Raw genomic sequence first — 13,849 nt, forward strand, 5'->3', positions numbered from 1 at the left:
CGGGCCGGAAAGGCGGGCATTCTCGGCCGAGGGAGACAGCGGGACATGAAGCGATTGCGCGCAGGCGAAGCCAGGGCCGAACTGACCGAGGCCGAATCGCTCGCCGACGAGCTCCATCTCGAATCGGAGGCGATCGCCTATCGCCGTGATCGCCTGCTCGCCGCCTTGACCTTGATCGCCGGCGCCGGCCTCGCCATCGCCTTGCCCTTCGCCCTGCGCGCCGGGGCCGAATTCTTCCTCCCGGTCACCGCCGCCCTGGTTATCGCCATCGCATTGGTGCCCTTGCTCGAATGGTTCGAGCGGCGGCGCGTACCCTCGAGCTTCGCCGCCCTGATCTGCGTGCTGTTGTTCATCGCCGTCGCCAATATGGCAATCGCCGCGATCGTCCTGCCCGCGACCGAATGGGTGCGGCTGCTGCCGGAGCGGATCGGCCGCATCCGCGAGACTTTGGCCCCGTTGCTCGACGTCTATGCCAGCCTCGAGCGCTTCATCGACGATGTCGTCACCGAATTCGGCGACAAGAGCGGGCCGGCGGCGCGCACCGTGACCGTGGAGACGCCCAACAGCGTACTCGATCTCATCGCCACCTCGGCGCCGCACGCCGCGATCCAGATGTTCTTCGCGATCCTCGTGATCTTCTTCTTCCTCGCCGGCTGGACGCGGATGCGCAAGCGCACGATCACGACCCGCACCAGCTTCGATGGCGCGATGACCACGGCCCGCGTCATCCAGCAGGTCGTCGACGCGACCTCGACCTATCTCGGCACGATCACCTTCGTGAACATCTCGATGGGCGCGTTCGTGTCGCTGGTTCTGTGGCTGCTCGAAATGCCGACGCCCTTGATGTGGGGCGGCATCGTCGCGGTGCTGAACTACATTCCCTATTTGGGGCCGATCGCCTCGATCCTGTTGCTCGCGCTCGGCGGCCTGATGGCGTTCGCCGATCCCTGGTACGCCTTCCTGCCGGCCCTGAGCTTCGCGGCGATCCACCTCATAGAGGCGAATTTCGTCACCCCTGCGATCGTCGGCAAGCGTCTGACGATCAATCCCCTGCTGATTCTGGTCGCGCTGAGCTTCTGGGCGTGGGTGTGGGGGACCACCGGCGCTCTGCTCGCCGTGCCGCTGCTGATCATCCTCAAGACCGTGCTCGACGCCGCCGGCAAGCCCGACATCGCCGGATTCCTGTTCGAGGAGGGCACGCTAACCAGCACGCATCACGAGGATTTTGCAGAGGTCGAAAACAATCCACAGATGAAACGCTAAGCCGTGTTGACAGGGTGAGGGCGCTCGCCTAGTTCGCGGCCCACACCAGAACGCGGGTGTAGCTCAGTTGGTTAGAGCGCCGGCCTGTCACGCCGGAGGTCGCGGGTTCGAGCCCCGTCACTCGCGCCATTTTCCCCTATCGAAAATCGGCGTCCCGCGTCGCCCCGGCCCATGGCCGGGGATGGATTGCTTCGCTGCGCTCGCAATGGCGATGCGCGCTTACCCGTCATTGCGAGGAGCGTCAGCGACGCGGCAATCCAGTGCCGCGGCCGCGGCAGTTCAGTCGCGCCAGCGGCCCAGTTCCATCCAGCGCAGCAGCGGCTTCAGGGGCAGGATCCAGACGATCCCGGCGACCGTGTAATAGAGGGCGTGCACCGGCCAGGGCAGGCCGGTCAGCAGGTCGGCGACGCTGACGACGATCACCGTCCAGACGAGGATCAGCAGCAGGATCAGGCCCATGCCTGCGGGTTTGCGCCAACTGGGCTCGCTCATCTGCATATTATCCATTCGGCGGGCGTGGCGATCGCATCGAGCGGCACGTCCCAGGGGTCGGCGGGAATCGGCTCCTCGCTGATCTGTGCCTCCCAGGCAATGCCGATCGTCTTCATCAGCGTGCCGCCGTCGCGCAAATGCGCCAGCGCGCGGTCGTAATGGCCCTTGCCGTGGCCGATGCGGGTGCCGTTCCGGTCGCCGAGCACCAGCGGGACCAGCACCACGTCCGGCGCCAGCGCCTCGGCGTCGGCGGCGGGCTGCAGCACGCCCCAGGGCGCGGGCACCACTGCCGGCGCGCGGCGGAAGATCATCCGGCTGTCGCGGTCGGCGAACCAGGGAAGGACGGCTTTCTGGCCGTCGACCAGGCCGTCGAGGACGGGCGAGGGGCTGATCTCGTCCTTCAGCGGGTGATAGCCGGCCACGACGCGCGCGCCGATCAAATGCGGCAGCACGATGCGGGCGAGCGCCTGCTCGAGGTCGCCGCGCAGCTCCGGCGTCAGCGAGCGCGCGAAAGCGCGGCGCCGCTGGAGCGCATCGGAGCGCATCTGCTCCTTAGTAAGGGAAGGTGACGGGACCGCCATGGCCGTTTGCTGGAATATCCTCTGACGCCTCAACGTCAGGTGGGGACCATGTGATCCGGACCAGGGTCCAGGCAGGGACAGCCCCCGAGGATGTCATTATCGCCTCAGGGATGTTCTCAAAAGCTCGCACCGGGCAGTTCCCGTCGACTGCCTATGTAGGACTTTGCATCCTTGCCCTCAAGCCTTTCGGCGAGCGCTTCGACCTGTTCGGCGAGCCGTTCCAGCGCATCGGTGAGCGCAGCATCGGGAACGGCGGGCTGTGCCGCAGGCGCGGGGCCTGCTGCGGCAGCCTCCTGCTGCTCCTGGAGCGAGTCCGCCAGCAGCAGCGAGGCGAACAGCAATTGCCGTGCTTCGCTGAGGCTGCCGAGCGCCTCGCCGGCCTGGCGGGCCTTCTCGTCGACGATCACGGCGACCGAGCGCATATGCTCCTGCTCGCCGTCGCGGCACGCGAGATTGTAGCGCCGTCCTGCAATCTCGATCTCGACCGACGGCATCGTTCAGCCCCCCTCGTTGGCGGCGAGCAGCCGGTCGATCTGCGCGATCGCGCCCTGCACCTTGCCGCGCAGCGCCTGGTGGGCGTGGCGCAGCGCATTGAGCTCGCCCTCGTCGCGCGCGGGCGCCTGCTGCGCCGCGGTTTCGATCCGCGCCAGCGCCCGTTCGATGCGGGAAATGGCGTGCAACGCCCGTTCGTCTGCCATGGCGCATGGCATAGCACGACTCGCGCCTCCGGCAAGCGCCGGAAAGGGGCCCAAGGTTGACCTTGTCGCCCCCGCCTTTAAAGGAGCGCGCGTAAGGAGCAGTTGAGTCTCCGCCTCGTCCCGACCGGGGACACAATCATTTCTGAGGGAATTCGAATGCCCGTCGAACCGAGACTGCTCGCCAATGCCATCCGCGCATTGTCGATGGACGCCGTACAGGCGGCCAACAGTGGTCACCCAGGCATGCCGATGGGCATGGCCGACGTCGCCACCGTGCTGTTCACGGAGTATCTGAAGTTCGATCCGCAGGATCCTGATTGGCATGACCGGGACCGCTTCGTCCTGTCCGCCGGCCACGGCTCGATGCTGATCTATTCGCTGCTGCATCTCACCGGCTACGCCCATCCGACGATGGACGAGATCCGCGACTTCCGGAAGCTTAGCTCGCCCTGCGCCGGCCATCCAGAAAACTTCCTGATGAAGGGCGTCGAGGCCACCACCGGGCCGCTCGGCCAGGGTTTCGCGATGTCGGTCGGCATGGCGATTGCCGAACGCCACCTAAACGCCGTGTTCGGCGACGACCTCGTCGATCACGACACCTGGGCGATCGCCGGCGACGGCTGCCTGATGGAGGGCATCAACCACGAGGCCGTCGGCCTCGCCGGTCATTTGAAGCTCGGCCGCCTCAATGTCCTGTGGGACAATAACAAGATCACGATCGACGGCTCCACCGACCTGTCGACTTCGGAAGACGTCCTCGCGCGCTACCGCGCCTCGGGTTGGCACACCGTCTCGTGCGACGGCCACGATTTTGCGGACATCCGCCGTGCGCTGGACGAGGCCCTCGCCGATCCGCGCCCCTCGCTGATCGATTGCCGCACCGTCATCGGCTACGGCGCGCCCAACAAGCAGGGCACGTCGGCCACCCATGGCGCGGCGCTTGGCCACGATGAAGTCGCCGCCGCCCGCCAGCATCTGGTGTGGGACAGCGAGCCGTTCGACCTGCCGCAGCCGATCGTCGACGCATGGCGCGAAGCCGGTGCGCGCAACGCCAGGACGCATGAGGACTGGCGCGCCCGTCTCGCCGCCAACCCGCAGCGCGAGGAATTTGTCCGCCGCATGGAAGGGCGCCTGCCGGAAGGGTTCGCCAAGACCGCCTATTTCGACTGGCTCGCCGCCAATCCGCAGACCGTTGCCACCCGCAAGGCGTCCGAGCTCGCGCTCGGCGCGATCAACGAGGCGCTGCCCGAGACGATCGGCGGTTCGGCCGACCTTACGGGCTCGAACAACACCAAAACAAAGGCTCAGAAGCCTTTGACTGCGGACGATTATTCGGGTCGCTACATTTATTACGGCATCCGCGAATTCGGCATGGCCGCGGCGATGAACGGCATGGCGCTGCACGGCGGTGTCATTCCCTATGGCGGCACCTTCCTCGTCTTCTCCGATTATTGCCGCCCGGCCATCCGCCTGTCGGCACTACAGCAGACCCGCGTCGTCTACGTCATGACGCACGATTCGATCGGCCTCGGCGAGGACGGCCCGACCCACCAGCCGGTCGAGCATGTCATGAGCCTGCGCATGATCCCGAACCTCGACGTCTACCGTCCGGCCGACGCCGTTGAGACCGCCGAATGCTGGGCGCTGTCGCTCGAGCGCCGCGACGGTCCGTCGCTGCTCGCTCTGACCCGCCAGAACCTGCCGCAGCTGCGCGCCGAGCGCACCGAGAATTTCTCGGCCAAGGGCGCGTACCGGCTGCGCGCCGCGTCGGCCGCCCGCAAGGTCGTGCTTCTCGCCACCGGCTCCGAAGTGGAGACGGCGCTCGCGGCGGCCGATGCGCTGGAGGCCCAGGGCATCGGCGCCGACGTCGTGTCGATGCCGTGCTGGAGCCGCTTCGACGCCCAGGACGCGGCCTATCGCGCCGACATTCTCGGCGGGGGGGGCGTGCTACGCGTCTCGATCGAGGCGGGCACCACCTTGGGCTGGGAGCGCTATACCGGCCTCGATGGCCTGCGCATCGGCCTCGACCGCTTCGGCGCCTCGGCTCCGGCGGAAGACCTTTTCAAGCGTTTCGGCTTCAGCGCCGAAGCGATCGTGCCGCAGATCGTCGCGGTGCTTAACCAGGGAGATCAATGACATGGCGACCAAAGTTGCGATTAACGGTTTCGGGCGCATCGGCCGTCTGGTGGCGCGGGCGATCCTCGCCAACCCGGACAGCGGCCTCGAGCTGGTCGCGATCAACGACCTCGCCGACGCCAAGTCGAACGCCATGCTGTTCAAGCGCGACTCGGTCCACGGCGCCTATCCGGGCACGGTCGAGGCGGACGGCAACGATCTCATCATCGACGGCAAGCGCGTGAAGGTCACCGCCGAGCGTGACCCGGCCAATTTGCCGCACGCCGCCAACGGCGTCGACATCGCGCTCGAATGCACCGGCTTCTTCACCGACCGTGCCTCGGCCGAGAAGCATCTCGCTGCCGGCGCCAAGCGCGTCCTGATCTCGGCCCCGGCCAAGGGCGTCGACCTCACCGTCGTCTACGGCGTCAACCACGACAAGCTTACGCCTGAGCACACCATCGTCTCGAACGCTTCGTGCACCACCAACTGCCTGGCGCCGGTCGCCAAGGTCATGAACGACGTGATCGGCATCGAGCGCGGCCTGATGACCACGGTCCACGCCTACACCAACGACCAGAAGATCCTCGACCAGATCCATCCGGACATGCGCCGCGCCCGCGCTGCCGGCATGTCGATGATCCCGACCACCACCGGCGCCGCCCGCGCCGTCGGTGAGGTCCTTCCGGAATTGAAGGGCAAGCTGGACGGCTCGGCCATCCGAGTGCCGACCCCGAACGTCAGCCTCGTCGACCTGACCTTCACGCCGAAGCGCGACACCACGCTCGAGGAAGTGAACGGCGCGCTGAAGGCCGCGGCCGAGAGCGGTCCGCTCAAGGGCATTCTCGCTTACACCGACGAGCCCCTGGTCTCGATCGACCTCAACCACAATCCGGCCAGCTCGACCGTCGACAGCCTCGAGACCGCCGTGCTGGAGGGCAAGCTCGTCCGCGTCGTCTCCTGGTACGACAATGAATGGGGCTTCTCGAACCGCATGGTCGACACCGCCTCGGCAATGGCGAAGCTGATCTGAATGGCTTCCCCTCCCGCGCGCGGGAGGGGAGTGAGGGGAGGGCCTGTTGCCGGGTGACCGGTCGACAAGCTCTCCCCCGGCCCCTCCCGCAAGCGGGGCGGGGAGAGTGAGAGGCGAATGCGATGACCTTCAAGACGCTCGACGATCTCGGCGACATCCACGGCAAGCGCGTCCTGGTGCGCGTCGATCTCAACGTGCCGATGCAGGACCTGCGCGTCACCGACGACACACGCTTCCGGGCGACGCTGCCGACCGCGACGGAGCTCGCCGATCGCGGCGCCATCGTCCTCCTCCTCGCCCATTTCGGCCGTCCCAACGGCGAGCGCCGCCCCGACATGTCGCTGTCGCTGGTGACTCGCGCCTATGAGGAAGTGCTCGGCCGCCCCGTCCGCTTCGTCGGGGACTGCGAAGGCGCGACGGCGAAGGAGAATATCGCCGGAATGAATCCCGGCGACGTCGCGATCCTCGAAAATACCCGATTCCACGCCGGCGAAGAGAAGAACGATCCCGCTTTGGCCGCGGCCATGGCCGAGCTCGGCGATGCCTATGTCAACGATGCCTTCTCGGCCGCGCACCGCGCCCACGCCTCGACCGAGGGCCTCGCCCATCTCCTCCCGGCTTATGCCGGCCGCGCGATGGAGAAGGAACTGAAGGCGCTCGAAGCCGCCCTCGGCAATCCCGAGCGCCCGGTCGCGGCGGTGGTCGGCGGCGCCAAGGTCTCCACCAAGCTCGACGTGCTCCGCAACCTCGTCTCGAAGGTCGATCATCTGATCATCGGCGGCGGCATGGCCAATACCTTCCTGGCCGCCCGCGGCGTCGATGTCGGCAAGTCGCTGTGCGAGCATGACCTCAGCGAGACTGCGCTTGCGATCCTCGATGCGGCCGACGCCGCCAATTGCACCGTCCATCTCCCCTATGACGTGGTCGTGGCGAAGGAATTCGCCGCCAATCCGCCGAGCATGCGCACCTGCAACGTCCACGAGGTCGCGGCCGACGAGATGATCCTCGACGTCGGCCCCGCCGCGGTCGAGGCGCTCGGCGACGCGATCAAGACGTGCCGCACCTTGGTCTGGAACGGCCCCCTCGGCGCGTTCGAGACGGCGCCGTTCGACCGCGCCACCGTCCAGCTTGCCCGCACCGCCGCGGCGCTGACCCAAAGCGGCTCGCTCGTCTCGGTGGCGGGCGGCGGCGATACGGTAGCCGCGCTCAACCATGCCGGCGTCGCGGACGATTTCACCTTCGTATCCACGGCCGGCGGCGCCTTCCTCGAATGGATGGAAGGCAAGCCGCTGCCGGGGGTGGAGGCGCTCGGCAACGCATGATCACGATCCAGGCTATCGACCATGTCGTGCTGCGGGTCGTCGACCTGGGGAAGATGGCCCGTTTCTACACCGAGGTGCTCGGCGCCCGGTTCGAAAAGCATCAGGAGGCGATCGGCCTGTATCAGCTGCGGGTCGGCACGGCCCTGATCGATCTCGTGCCGGTGTCGGGCCAGCTTGGCAGCGCCGGCGGCGCGGCGCCCGGGCCCGAAGGCCGCAACGTCGACCATATCTGTTTTCGCGTCCTGCCGTGGAACGGCGCGGCGATCCTCGCCGAGCTCCAGGGCCACGGCATCGCCGCCGAAATCGTCTCGCGCTACGGCGCGGAAGGCGACGGCCCATCCATTTACCTTTTGGATCCGGAGGGCAATGCTCTGGAACTGAAGGGACCGCCCTGGGCGCCCGTGCCCGCACTTTGAGCAAGGAAAGTCAGATGAACGACAAGATGATGGCGCAGATCAAGGACGGTAAGGGCTTCATCGCCGCGCTCGACCAGAGCGGCGGCTCCACGCCCAAGGCCTTGAAGGGCTATGGCATCGAGGAGGGCGCCTGGTCGAACGACGAGGAAATGTTCGGCCTCATTCACCAGATGCGCTCGCGCATCATCACCGCGCCCTCGTTCGGCAGCGGCAAGGTGCTCGGCGCGATCCTGTTCGAGCGGACGATGGACGGCGAGATCGACGGCAAGCCGGTGCCGCAGGTCCTGCAGGAGCGCGGCGTGGTCCCGTTCATCAAGATCGACAAGGGCCTCGAGGACGAAGCGAACGGCGTCCAGCTGATGAAGCCGATGCCCGATCTCGATGCTTTGCTGGCCCGCGCCAAGGGCCTCGGCGTGTTCGGCACCAAGGAGCGCTCGGTGATCAACCTCGCCAACCGCGAGGGCATCGCCGCCATCGTCAAGCAGCAGTTCGAAGTCGGCGAGCAGGTGCTGGCCGCGGGTCTCGTCCCGATGATCGAGCCCGAGGTCAACATCAAGAGCGCGCAGCGCGCCGAGGCCGACCGCATCCTCAAGGAGGAGCTTCTGAAGGCGCTCGACGGCGTCGCCGAGGGCCGCCAGGTCATGCTCAAGCTGTCGATCCCGGCCGAGGCTGGCCTCTACGACGAGGTCGTCGCTCATCCGCGCGTGCTGCGCGTCGTCGCTCTGTCGGGCGGCTTCTCGCGCGCCGAGGCGTGCCGCGAACTCGCCAGGAACAAGGGCATGATCGCAAGCTTCTCGCGCGCTCTGCTCTCCGATCTTCGCCACCAGATGAGCGACGAAGAGTTCGACGCCGCGCTCGGCGAGGCGATCGACGAGATCCACACCGCCTCGACCGTCAAGGCCTGAGGCTTCGGGGAAGCGCGGGACATGATCCGGCGCTTCCTCGCCCGCCAGTTCGCCCGGCCGACCGGGCCGGCAGCGCCGCTTATCGGCCGTTGGCTCGATCGGATCGCCGGCCCGTCCAACCGTCTCGCATGGGCCGAGATGCGGATCGGGCCGGAGGACGATGTGCTCGAGATCGGCTTTGGCGGGGGCGCCTTGCTCGGCCGGCTGCTGAATGCCACGCGCGGCACGGTAACCGGCGTCGATGCCGCGCCCGCGATGGTGGAGCGTGCCCGGCGTCGCTTTTCCGACACGCCCAACCTCCGCCTGCACTGCGCCAGCGTCGACAATCTCCCGCTTGGCGACGGCTCGGTCGATAAGGCGGTGAGCGTCGCCAGCCTCTATTTCTGGCCCGACCCCGCCGCCGCGCTCGCCGAGCTGGCGCGCGTGCTCCGGCCCGGCGGCACGCTCTCGATCTTGTTCGAGCCGCCCGAGGAGCTCGCCAAGTGGCCCGGTTCCCGCTTCGGCTTCCGCGCTTATGACGCTGCCGAGCTCGAAGCGCTGATGGCGCACGCCGGTTTCGGCGCCTTCCGGCTCGCGGAGGGGAGGGGGCGCAAGCCCGACCGCTTTCTTTGTTTGACAGGGACGCTTGGCGCGTCAGAAGCGGCGTCATGATGGACGAAGATGACGATCTCACGCTCGACCCGAACTTTGCCGCGCGCTTCGAGGGCGGCCGGCGGGAGCCGTGCCAGCTCTATCTGATATCGCCGCTCGACGTCGGCGGCGACTTTCCGGAGCGGCTGGCGGCGGCGCTCGAGGGCGGCCCGGTCGCGGCTTTCCAGTTCCGCGTCAAGGGCATCGACCAGCATCAGGCGGCCAAGCTCGCCGAACCGCTGCAGCGCATCTGCGCCGAGCATGAGGTCGCCTTCATCGTCAACGACGATATCGGCCTCGCCAAGCGCCTCGGCGCCGACGGCGTCCATCTCGGCCAGGACGACGGCGACGCGCGCGACGCCCGCGCCCAGCTCGGCCCCGCCGCGCAGATCGGCGTCACCTGCCACGACAGCCGCCATCTCGCGATGGACGCCGGCGAGGCCGGGGCGGACTATGTCGCGTTCGGGGCTTTCTTCCCGACCGAGACCAAGGAGACGCATCACCGGCCCGAACCGTCGATCCTCGGCTGGTGGAGCACGGTGTTCGAAATACCCTGCGTCGCGATCGGCGGCATCACGCCCGAAAACGGGCGCGAGCTCGTGGAGGCCGGCGCGGATTTCCTCGCCGTCAGCGGCGCGGTCTGGAACCACAAGCAGGGTCCGGGCGCAGCGGTCGCGGAATTCCAGAAGATCCTGGTCCGCTAGCGCGCCGCCTGCGCCACCATAGCCCGCAGGGTGAGGGCGTCGGCGATCGCGTCGGCATGGATGTCGTTGTTGAAATAGGCCCAGACGTCGCGGCCCTGCCGCGCCTGGCCCGTTATCCAGTCGGCCCAGCCGAGCAGCACTTCGTCCGGATAACGGCCCCAATATTTGCCGGCAAAGCCGTGGAAGCGGACATAGGCGCACGGGCCAACCGCTTCCCGAGGCACATTCATGCCCGGCATGTCGTGCGTGCAGTAGGAGACGCCACGCTCGCCGAGGAGCCGGATCACCTCGTCGCTCATCCAGCTCGCCTCGCGGAATTCGAAGACGTGGACCAGGTCCATGGGCAGCAAGGCCAGAAATTCCTCGATCCGCTCGCGGTTGAACCCCCAGCGCGGCGGAAGCTGGTAGAGGATCGGCCCGATCGTCTCTCCAAGCCCGCGCGCCCGGCCCAGGAACAGGTTGAGTGGCTCCGCGCACTCCTTCAATTTCTTGGCGTGAGTGATGAAGCGCGACGCCTTGACGGCGTAGCGGAAGCCGGGCGGCGCCTGGTCCTTCCACTTCACGAATGTTTCGGGCTTAGGCAGGTGGTAGAAGCTGGTGTTGAGTTCGACCGTGTCGAATACGCCTGCATAATGGTCGAACCAGCGCTTCATCGGCAATTTCTCGGGATAGAAGGCGCCGCGCCAATGGCGGTAATTCCAGCCCGAGCAGCCGATCCGGATCGTTCCAGCCTCCGTCATTGCCGCGCTTAACGGCGGCGGAAGGAAATAAGTTGCCCGTACGACGTTGACCCTCCGAACTGAAATCGGAGTGACCGTCGTGCGTAACACCAAATTGATGGCGGCCCTGCTGTGTACGCTGGGCTTCGCCGCCGCCGCGCCGATCGCCGGCGCCGCGCTGGCGCAGCAGAAAGCCGCTCCTGCCGCCAAGGCGAAGGCCGAGACGCCGAGCGACAAGATCGACGGCACCATTTTCCACGCGCAGGTGCTGCTCGACCGCGCCGGCTTCTCGCCTGGCGTGATCGACGGGCTCGAAGGCATGTCGTTCCATGAAGCGCTGCGCGGCTTCCAGACCGCCCGCGGGCTTGAGGTCACCGGCGAACTCGACCAGCCGACTCGCGTCGCCTTGCTGCGCGACCGGGCGCCCTCGACCCGCAAGCTGCGGATCGACGAGAGCGACGCCCGCGGCCCGTTTGTCGGCCGCATCCCCAAGGATCCCGCCGAGCAAGCCAAGTTGAAGCAGCTCGGCTACCGCAACCTGCTCGAGAAGGTCGCCGAGAAATTCCACACCACGCCGGCGACGATCATCGCGCTCAACGATCCGCGCATGGCGCTTCAGGCCGGGACCGTGCTGCGCCTGCCCAACGTCCTGCCGACCTCGCGCAATTATGAGGGCGCCAAGCCCGACATCGCCCAACTGCTGAGCGACCTCAACGTCAGCGGCGAACAGCCCAAGGCGGAGCGCGTCGTCGTCGACAAGTCCGAGAAGGCGGTGAAGGTCTATGGCGAGGGCGACAAGCTGATCGCCCAGTTCCCGGCCACGCTCGGCAGCGACAAGGATCCGCTGCCGCTCGGCACCTGGAAGATCAATTCGGTCGCCTACAATCCGCCGTTCCATTATCAGCCGCAGCTTTTCTGGGACGTGAAGGATGACGAGCCCGAGCAGATGCTCCCGCCGGGCCCGAACGGCCCCGTCGGCGTCGTCTGGATCGATCTCAACCGCGAGAATATCGGCATCCACGGCACCAACTCGCCCGAGACGATCAAGCGCGCCGAGAGCCATGGCTGCGTCCGCATGACCAATTGGGACGTCGCCCGCCTGACCCGCATGGTGAAGGACGGGATGACGGTGGTGTTCCAGGCTTGAGTCGGTTCAAGCTCTACGCGACCAACATCCTCACGGCGCTGGTGACCGCCGTCGTCACCAGCATTTTCTGGGTGTCGGCCTATGGCAACAAATCGGGTGAGGTCGAGGCGGCGGGCGACACGGTCACGCTCGCCAAGCCGAAGGTCGAGGTCGCCGAGGGCATCGTCATCGGGCCGGCCGGGCTCGCCATCCCGGTGGCGGGGGTGAAGCCGGACCAGCTAGTCGACACCTACAGCCAGGCCAGGGCCGGCGGCGCCCGCGTCCACGATGCGATCGACATCATGGCTGAGCCCGGCACACCCGTCGTCGCTGCGGCTCCCGGCACGGTCGAGAAATTGTTCTTCAGCGAGGGCGGCGGCGGCATCACTGCCTATGTCCGCTCGCCCGACAAGCGCTGGATCTATTATTATGCCCATCTCCAGGACTATGCGCCGGGGCTGCGCGAGGGGCAGGCGATCGCCCGTGGCACGCCGATCGGCCATGTCGGCAGCACCGGCAACGCCAATCCGGCCGGACCCCATCTCCATTTCGCCGTCCATCGCATGAGCGCCGGCGAGCCGTGGCACGAGGGCAGCCCCGTAAACCCCTATCCGCTGCTTGCCAGTACCCGCGGCGGCCGCTGACATTGTCCGTCGTCTCTGCTAGAGCGGACCGCATGGAACGGATCATCATGCTCCAGATCGAAAAGTTACCCGAAGGTGTTTATCTCGGCACGTCGGAGGACGTGGAGGGCCTTGTCGTCCAGGCGAACACCGTCGCCGAACTCATCGAAATCGCCCAGGATGCCGCTAGGAGCATCCGGGAAATCCGGGCGGCGGAAGGCTGGGACGAGCCTGCCGGCGAGCCGGTCCCGGAAAGCTTCATCGTACCGGTCGTCCTGGCGGCCTGAATGGGCCGCCTCGCGGGCTTCAGCTATCGCGAAGTCACGGCCCGGCTCCGCAAGTTCGGTTTCGAGCCGAGAGGCAAATCGAAGGGAAGCCACGAGCAATGGATCAACCGGGAGACGCGCCGGATCACGATGGTCGCCCGCCATCCTGGTGACATCCCGGAGGGCACGCTTCGTGCCATTCTCAAGCAGGCCGACATCGGCGTCGACGAGTTCCTTCCGCTTAGAGCCGCTTGCCCGTCCGGGCGGCTCCGGCTAAGGGCCGCTCCGGCTCTTTTTCCAATTGTGAGACGCACATGAAGATCAGCGGCGTGGACATTCGTCCCGGCAACATCATCGAATATGAAGGCGGGATCTGGCGCGCGGTCAAGATCCAGCACACGCAGCCGGGCAAGGGCGGCGCCTACATGCAGGTCGAAATGAAGAACCTCATCGACGGCCGCAAGAACAACGTCCGCTTCCGCTCGGCCGAGACGGTCGAGCGCGTGCGTCTCGACACCACCGACTTCCAGTTCCTGTTCCGCGACGGCGACCAGCTCACGTTCATGGACAAGGACACGTACGAGCAGATCACGCTTCCGGCCGACCTCCTCGGCGACGCCGCCGCCTTCCTCCAGGACGGCATGGACGTCGTCATGGAGCTTTACGACGAGAAGCCGATCTCGGTGCAGCTCCCCGACACGATCGAAGCGACGATCGTCGAAGCCGACGCGGTGGTGAAGGGGCAGACCGCTTCCTCTTCCTACAAGCCCGCGGTCCTCGACAACGGCGTCCGCGTCATGGTCCCGCCGCACATTTCGAGCGGCACCCGCATCGTCGTCGACGTCTACGAGCAGACCTACGTCCGCCGCGCCGACTGATCATTTCCCCTCCCGCCTGCGGGAGGGGTAGGGGCTGGCTTCGCCTCCCCGCCGAGACTTCCCACCCCGACCCCTCCT

General features: G+C 67.0%; 18 protein-coding genes and 1 tRNA gene. 14 read left to right on the forward strand and 5 right to left on the reverse strand.

All coding sequences use genetic code 11. From position 1 onward, the window contains the following. Nucleotides 1–45 precede the first annotated feature (45 nt). Entirely contained in the window at nucleotides 46–1,263 is a 1,218-nt protein-coding gene (locus SH591_RS00125) for an AI-2E family transporter (RefSeq protein ID WP_322830254.1), read from the forward strand. 52 nt (nucleotides 1,264–1,315) lie between these two features. Further along, nucleotides 1,316–1,392, forward strand: a tRNA-Asp gene (locus tag SH591_RS00130). 150 nt (nucleotides 1,393–1,542) lie between these two features. On the opposite strand, the gene SH591_RS00135 is transcribed toward SH591_RS00130, so the two are convergent. From SH591_RS00135 to SH591_RS00150, 4 genes are all read right to left on the reverse strand, one after another. Further along, the gene (locus tag SH591_RS00135; RefSeq protein ID WP_416222314.1) at nucleotides 1,543–1,761 is read right to left on the reverse strand and encodes a DUF2842 domain-containing protein; all 219 of its coding nucleotides are present in this window, start codon (nucleotides 1,759–1,761) and stop codon (nucleotides 1,543–1,545) included. Then, nucleotides 1,752–2,300, reverse strand: a complete 549-nt coding sequence (locus SH591_RS00140; RefSeq protein WP_322830256.1) for a 5-formyltetrahydrofolate cyclo-ligase — start codon at nucleotides 2,298–2,300, stop codon at nucleotides 1,752–1,754. Before SH591_RS00140 ends, SH591_RS00135 begins: the two co-directional genes overlap by 10 nt. 152 nt (nucleotides 2,301–2,452) lie before the next feature. Next, nucleotides 2,453–2,830, reverse strand: coding sequence for a cell division protein ZapA (locus SH591_RS00145; RefSeq protein ID WP_324750010.1), 378 nt, complete (start codon nucleotides 2,828–2,830; stop codon nucleotides 2,453–2,455). Nucleotides 2,831–2,833: 3 nt separating this feature from the next. Beyond that, on the reverse strand, nucleotides 2,834–3,034 hold the full coding sequence (locus tag SH591_RS00150) for a hypothetical protein (protein WP_322830258.1): 201 nt from the start codon (nucleotides 3,032–3,034) through the stop codon (nucleotides 2,834–2,836). 156 nt (nucleotides 3,035–3,190) lie between these two features. Here SH591_RS00150 and tkt point away from each other — a divergent pair, with 156 nt between their 5' ends. The 7 genes from tkt (at nucleotide 3,191) to thiE (ending at nucleotide 10,159) form a co-directional block, all read left to right on the forward strand. Next, nucleotides 3,191–5,170: a transketolase gene (tkt, locus tag SH591_RS00155; RefSeq protein ID WP_324750011.1), complete on the forward strand. Its 1,980-nt coding sequence runs from the start codon at nucleotides 3,191–3,193 to the stop codon at nucleotides 5,168–5,170. Between the two features lies 1 nt (nucleotide 5,171). Next, a complete protein-coding gene (gap, locus tag SH591_RS00160) occupies nucleotides 5,172–6,182 on the forward strand; it encodes a type I glyceraldehyde-3-phosphate dehydrogenase (RefSeq protein ID WP_324750012.1) in 1,011 nt (336 codons plus the stop codon). 122 nt (nucleotides 6,183–6,304) lie between these two features. After that, entirely contained in the window at nucleotides 6,305–7,504 is a 1,200-nt protein-coding gene (locus tag SH591_RS00165; RefSeq protein WP_324750013.1) for a phosphoglycerate kinase, read from the forward strand. Further along, nucleotides 7,501–7,920, forward strand: coding sequence for a VOC family protein (locus tag SH591_RS00170; protein ID WP_324750014.1), 420 nt, complete (start codon nucleotides 7,501–7,503; stop codon nucleotides 7,918–7,920). Before SH591_RS00165 ends, SH591_RS00170 begins: the two co-directional genes overlap by 4 nt. A gap of 14 nt (nucleotides 7,921–7,934) precedes the next feature. Then, nucleotides 7,935–8,825, forward strand: a complete 891-nt coding sequence (locus SH591_RS00175) for a fructose bisphosphate aldolase (RefSeq protein WP_324750015.1) — start codon at nucleotides 7,935–7,937, stop codon at nucleotides 8,823–8,825. A 21-nt stretch (nucleotides 8,826–8,846) separates the two neighbouring features. Beyond that, nucleotides 8,847–9,476, forward strand: coding sequence for a class I SAM-dependent methyltransferase (locus SH591_RS00180; protein WP_324750016.1), 630 nt, complete (start codon nucleotides 8,847–8,849; stop codon nucleotides 9,474–9,476). After that, on the forward strand, nucleotides 9,473–10,159 hold the full coding sequence (thiE, locus tag SH591_RS00185; protein ID WP_324750017.1) for a thiamine phosphate synthase: 687 nt from the start codon (nucleotides 9,473–9,475) through the stop codon (nucleotides 10,157–10,159). Before SH591_RS00180 ends, thiE begins: the two co-directional genes overlap by 4 nt. On the opposite strand, the gene SH591_RS00190 is transcribed toward thiE, so the two are convergent. Beyond that, the gene (locus tag SH591_RS00190; RefSeq protein WP_324750018.1) at nucleotides 10,156–10,899 is read right to left on the reverse strand and encodes a DUF72 domain-containing protein; all 744 of its coding nucleotides are present in this window, start codon (nucleotides 10,897–10,899) and stop codon (nucleotides 10,156–10,158) included. The genes thiE and SH591_RS00190 overlap by 4 nt on opposite strands. Before the next feature lie 79 nt (nucleotides 10,900–10,978). On the opposite strand from SH591_RS00190, the gene SH591_RS00195 reads away from it, so the two are divergent. Genes SH591_RS00195 through efp form a run of 5 tightly spaced genes read left to right on the forward strand, consistent with a single transcriptional unit; the run spans nucleotide 10,979 to nucleotide 13,771 of the window. Next, a complete protein-coding gene (locus SH591_RS00195) occupies nucleotides 10,979–12,025 on the forward strand; it encodes a L,D-transpeptidase family protein (protein WP_322830267.1) in 1,047 nt (348 codons plus the stop codon). Then, on the forward strand, nucleotides 12,022–12,648 hold the full coding sequence (locus SH591_RS00200; RefSeq protein ID WP_322830268.1) for a M23 family metallopeptidase: 627 nt from the start codon (nucleotides 12,022–12,024) through the stop codon (nucleotides 12,646–12,648). The genes SH591_RS00195 and SH591_RS00200 overlap by 4 nt, the downstream gene beginning before the upstream one ends. A 32-nt stretch (nucleotides 12,649–12,680) precedes the next feature. Further along, nucleotides 12,681–12,914 carry a type II toxin-antitoxin system HicB family antitoxin gene (locus SH591_RS00205; RefSeq protein WP_324750019.1) on the forward strand — a complete coding sequence of 78 codons (234 nt, stop codon included), beginning with the start codon at nucleotides 12,681–12,683 and terminating at the stop codon, nucleotides 12,912–12,914. After that, nucleotides 12,915–13,211 (forward strand): type II toxin-antitoxin system HicA family toxin, encoded by a 297-nt coding sequence (locus tag SH591_RS00210; protein WP_324750020.1) that lies wholly within the window; start codon nucleotides 12,915–12,917, stop codon nucleotides 13,209–13,211. It abuts the gene before it with no gap. Next, entirely contained in the window at nucleotides 13,208–13,771 is a 564-nt protein-coding gene (efp, locus tag SH591_RS00215; protein ID WP_322830271.1) for an elongation factor P, read from the forward strand. Before SH591_RS00210 ends, efp begins: the two co-directional genes overlap by 4 nt. Nucleotides 13,772–13,849: the final 78 nt, after the last annotated feature.

Source organism: Sphingomonas sp. LY54 (assembly GCF_035594035.1).
GTDB lineage: Bacteria > Pseudomonadota > Alphaproteobacteria > Sphingomonadales > Sphingomonadaceae > Allosphingosinicella.

Excerpts from the sequence above, each read along its gene's own strand:
- SH591_RS00125 (WP_322830254.1), top strand. The coding sequence starts at position 46 with ATGAAGCGATTGCGCGCAGGCGAAGCCAGGGCCGAACTGACCGAGGCC.
- SH591_RS00135 (WP_416222314.1), bottom strand. The coding sequence starts at position 1,761 with ATGCAGATGAGCGAGCCCAGTTGGCGCAAACCCGCAGGCATGGGCCTG.
- SH591_RS00140 (WP_322830256.1), bottom strand. The coding sequence starts at position 2,300 with ATGCGCTCCGATGCGCTCCAGCGGCGCCGCGCTTTCGCGCGCTCGCTG.
- SH591_RS00145 (WP_324750010.1), bottom strand. The coding sequence starts at position 2,830 with ATGCCGTCGGTCGAGATCGAGATTGCAGGACGGCGCTACAATCTCGCG.
- SH591_RS00150 (WP_322830258.1), bottom strand. The coding sequence starts at position 3,034 with ATGGCAGACGAACGGGCGTTGCACGCCATTTCCCGCATCGAACGGGCG.
- tkt (WP_324750011.1), top strand. The coding sequence starts at position 3,191 with ATGCCCGTCGAACCGAGACTGCTCGCCAATGCCATCCGCGCATTGTCG.
- gap (WP_324750012.1), top strand. The coding sequence starts at position 5,172 with ATGGCGACCAAAGTTGCGATTAACGGTTTCGGGCGCATCGGCCGTCTG.
- SH591_RS00165 (WP_324750013.1), top strand. The coding sequence starts at position 6,305 with ATGACCTTCAAGACGCTCGACGATCTCGGCGACATCCACGGCAAGCGC.
- SH591_RS00170 (WP_324750014.1), top strand. The coding sequence starts at position 7,501 with ATGATCACGATCCAGGCTATCGACCATGTCGTGCTGCGGGTCGTCGAC.
- SH591_RS00175 (WP_324750015.1), top strand. The coding sequence starts at position 7,935 with ATGAACGACAAGATGATGGCGCAGATCAAGGACGGTAAGGGCTTCATC.
- SH591_RS00180 (WP_324750016.1), top strand. The coding sequence starts at position 8,847 with ATGATCCGGCGCTTCCTCGCCCGCCAGTTCGCCCGGCCGACCGGGCCG.
- thiE (WP_324750017.1), top strand. The coding sequence starts at position 9,473 with ATGATGGACGAAGATGACGATCTCACGCTCGACCCGAACTTTGCCGCG.
- SH591_RS00190 (WP_324750018.1), bottom strand. The coding sequence starts at position 10,899 with ATGACGGAGGCTGGAACGATCCGGATCGGCTGCTCGGGCTGGAATTAC.
- SH591_RS00205 (WP_324750019.1), top strand. The coding sequence starts at position 12,681 with ATGGAACGGATCATCATGCTCCAGATCGAAAAGTTACCCGAAGGTGTT.
- SH591_RS00210 (WP_324750020.1), top strand. The coding sequence starts at position 12,915 with ATGGGCCGCCTCGCGGGCTTCAGCTATCGCGAAGTCACGGCCCGGCTC.
- efp (WP_322830271.1), top strand. The coding sequence starts at position 13,208 with ATGAAGATCAGCGGCGTGGACATTCGTCCCGGCAACATCATCGAATAT.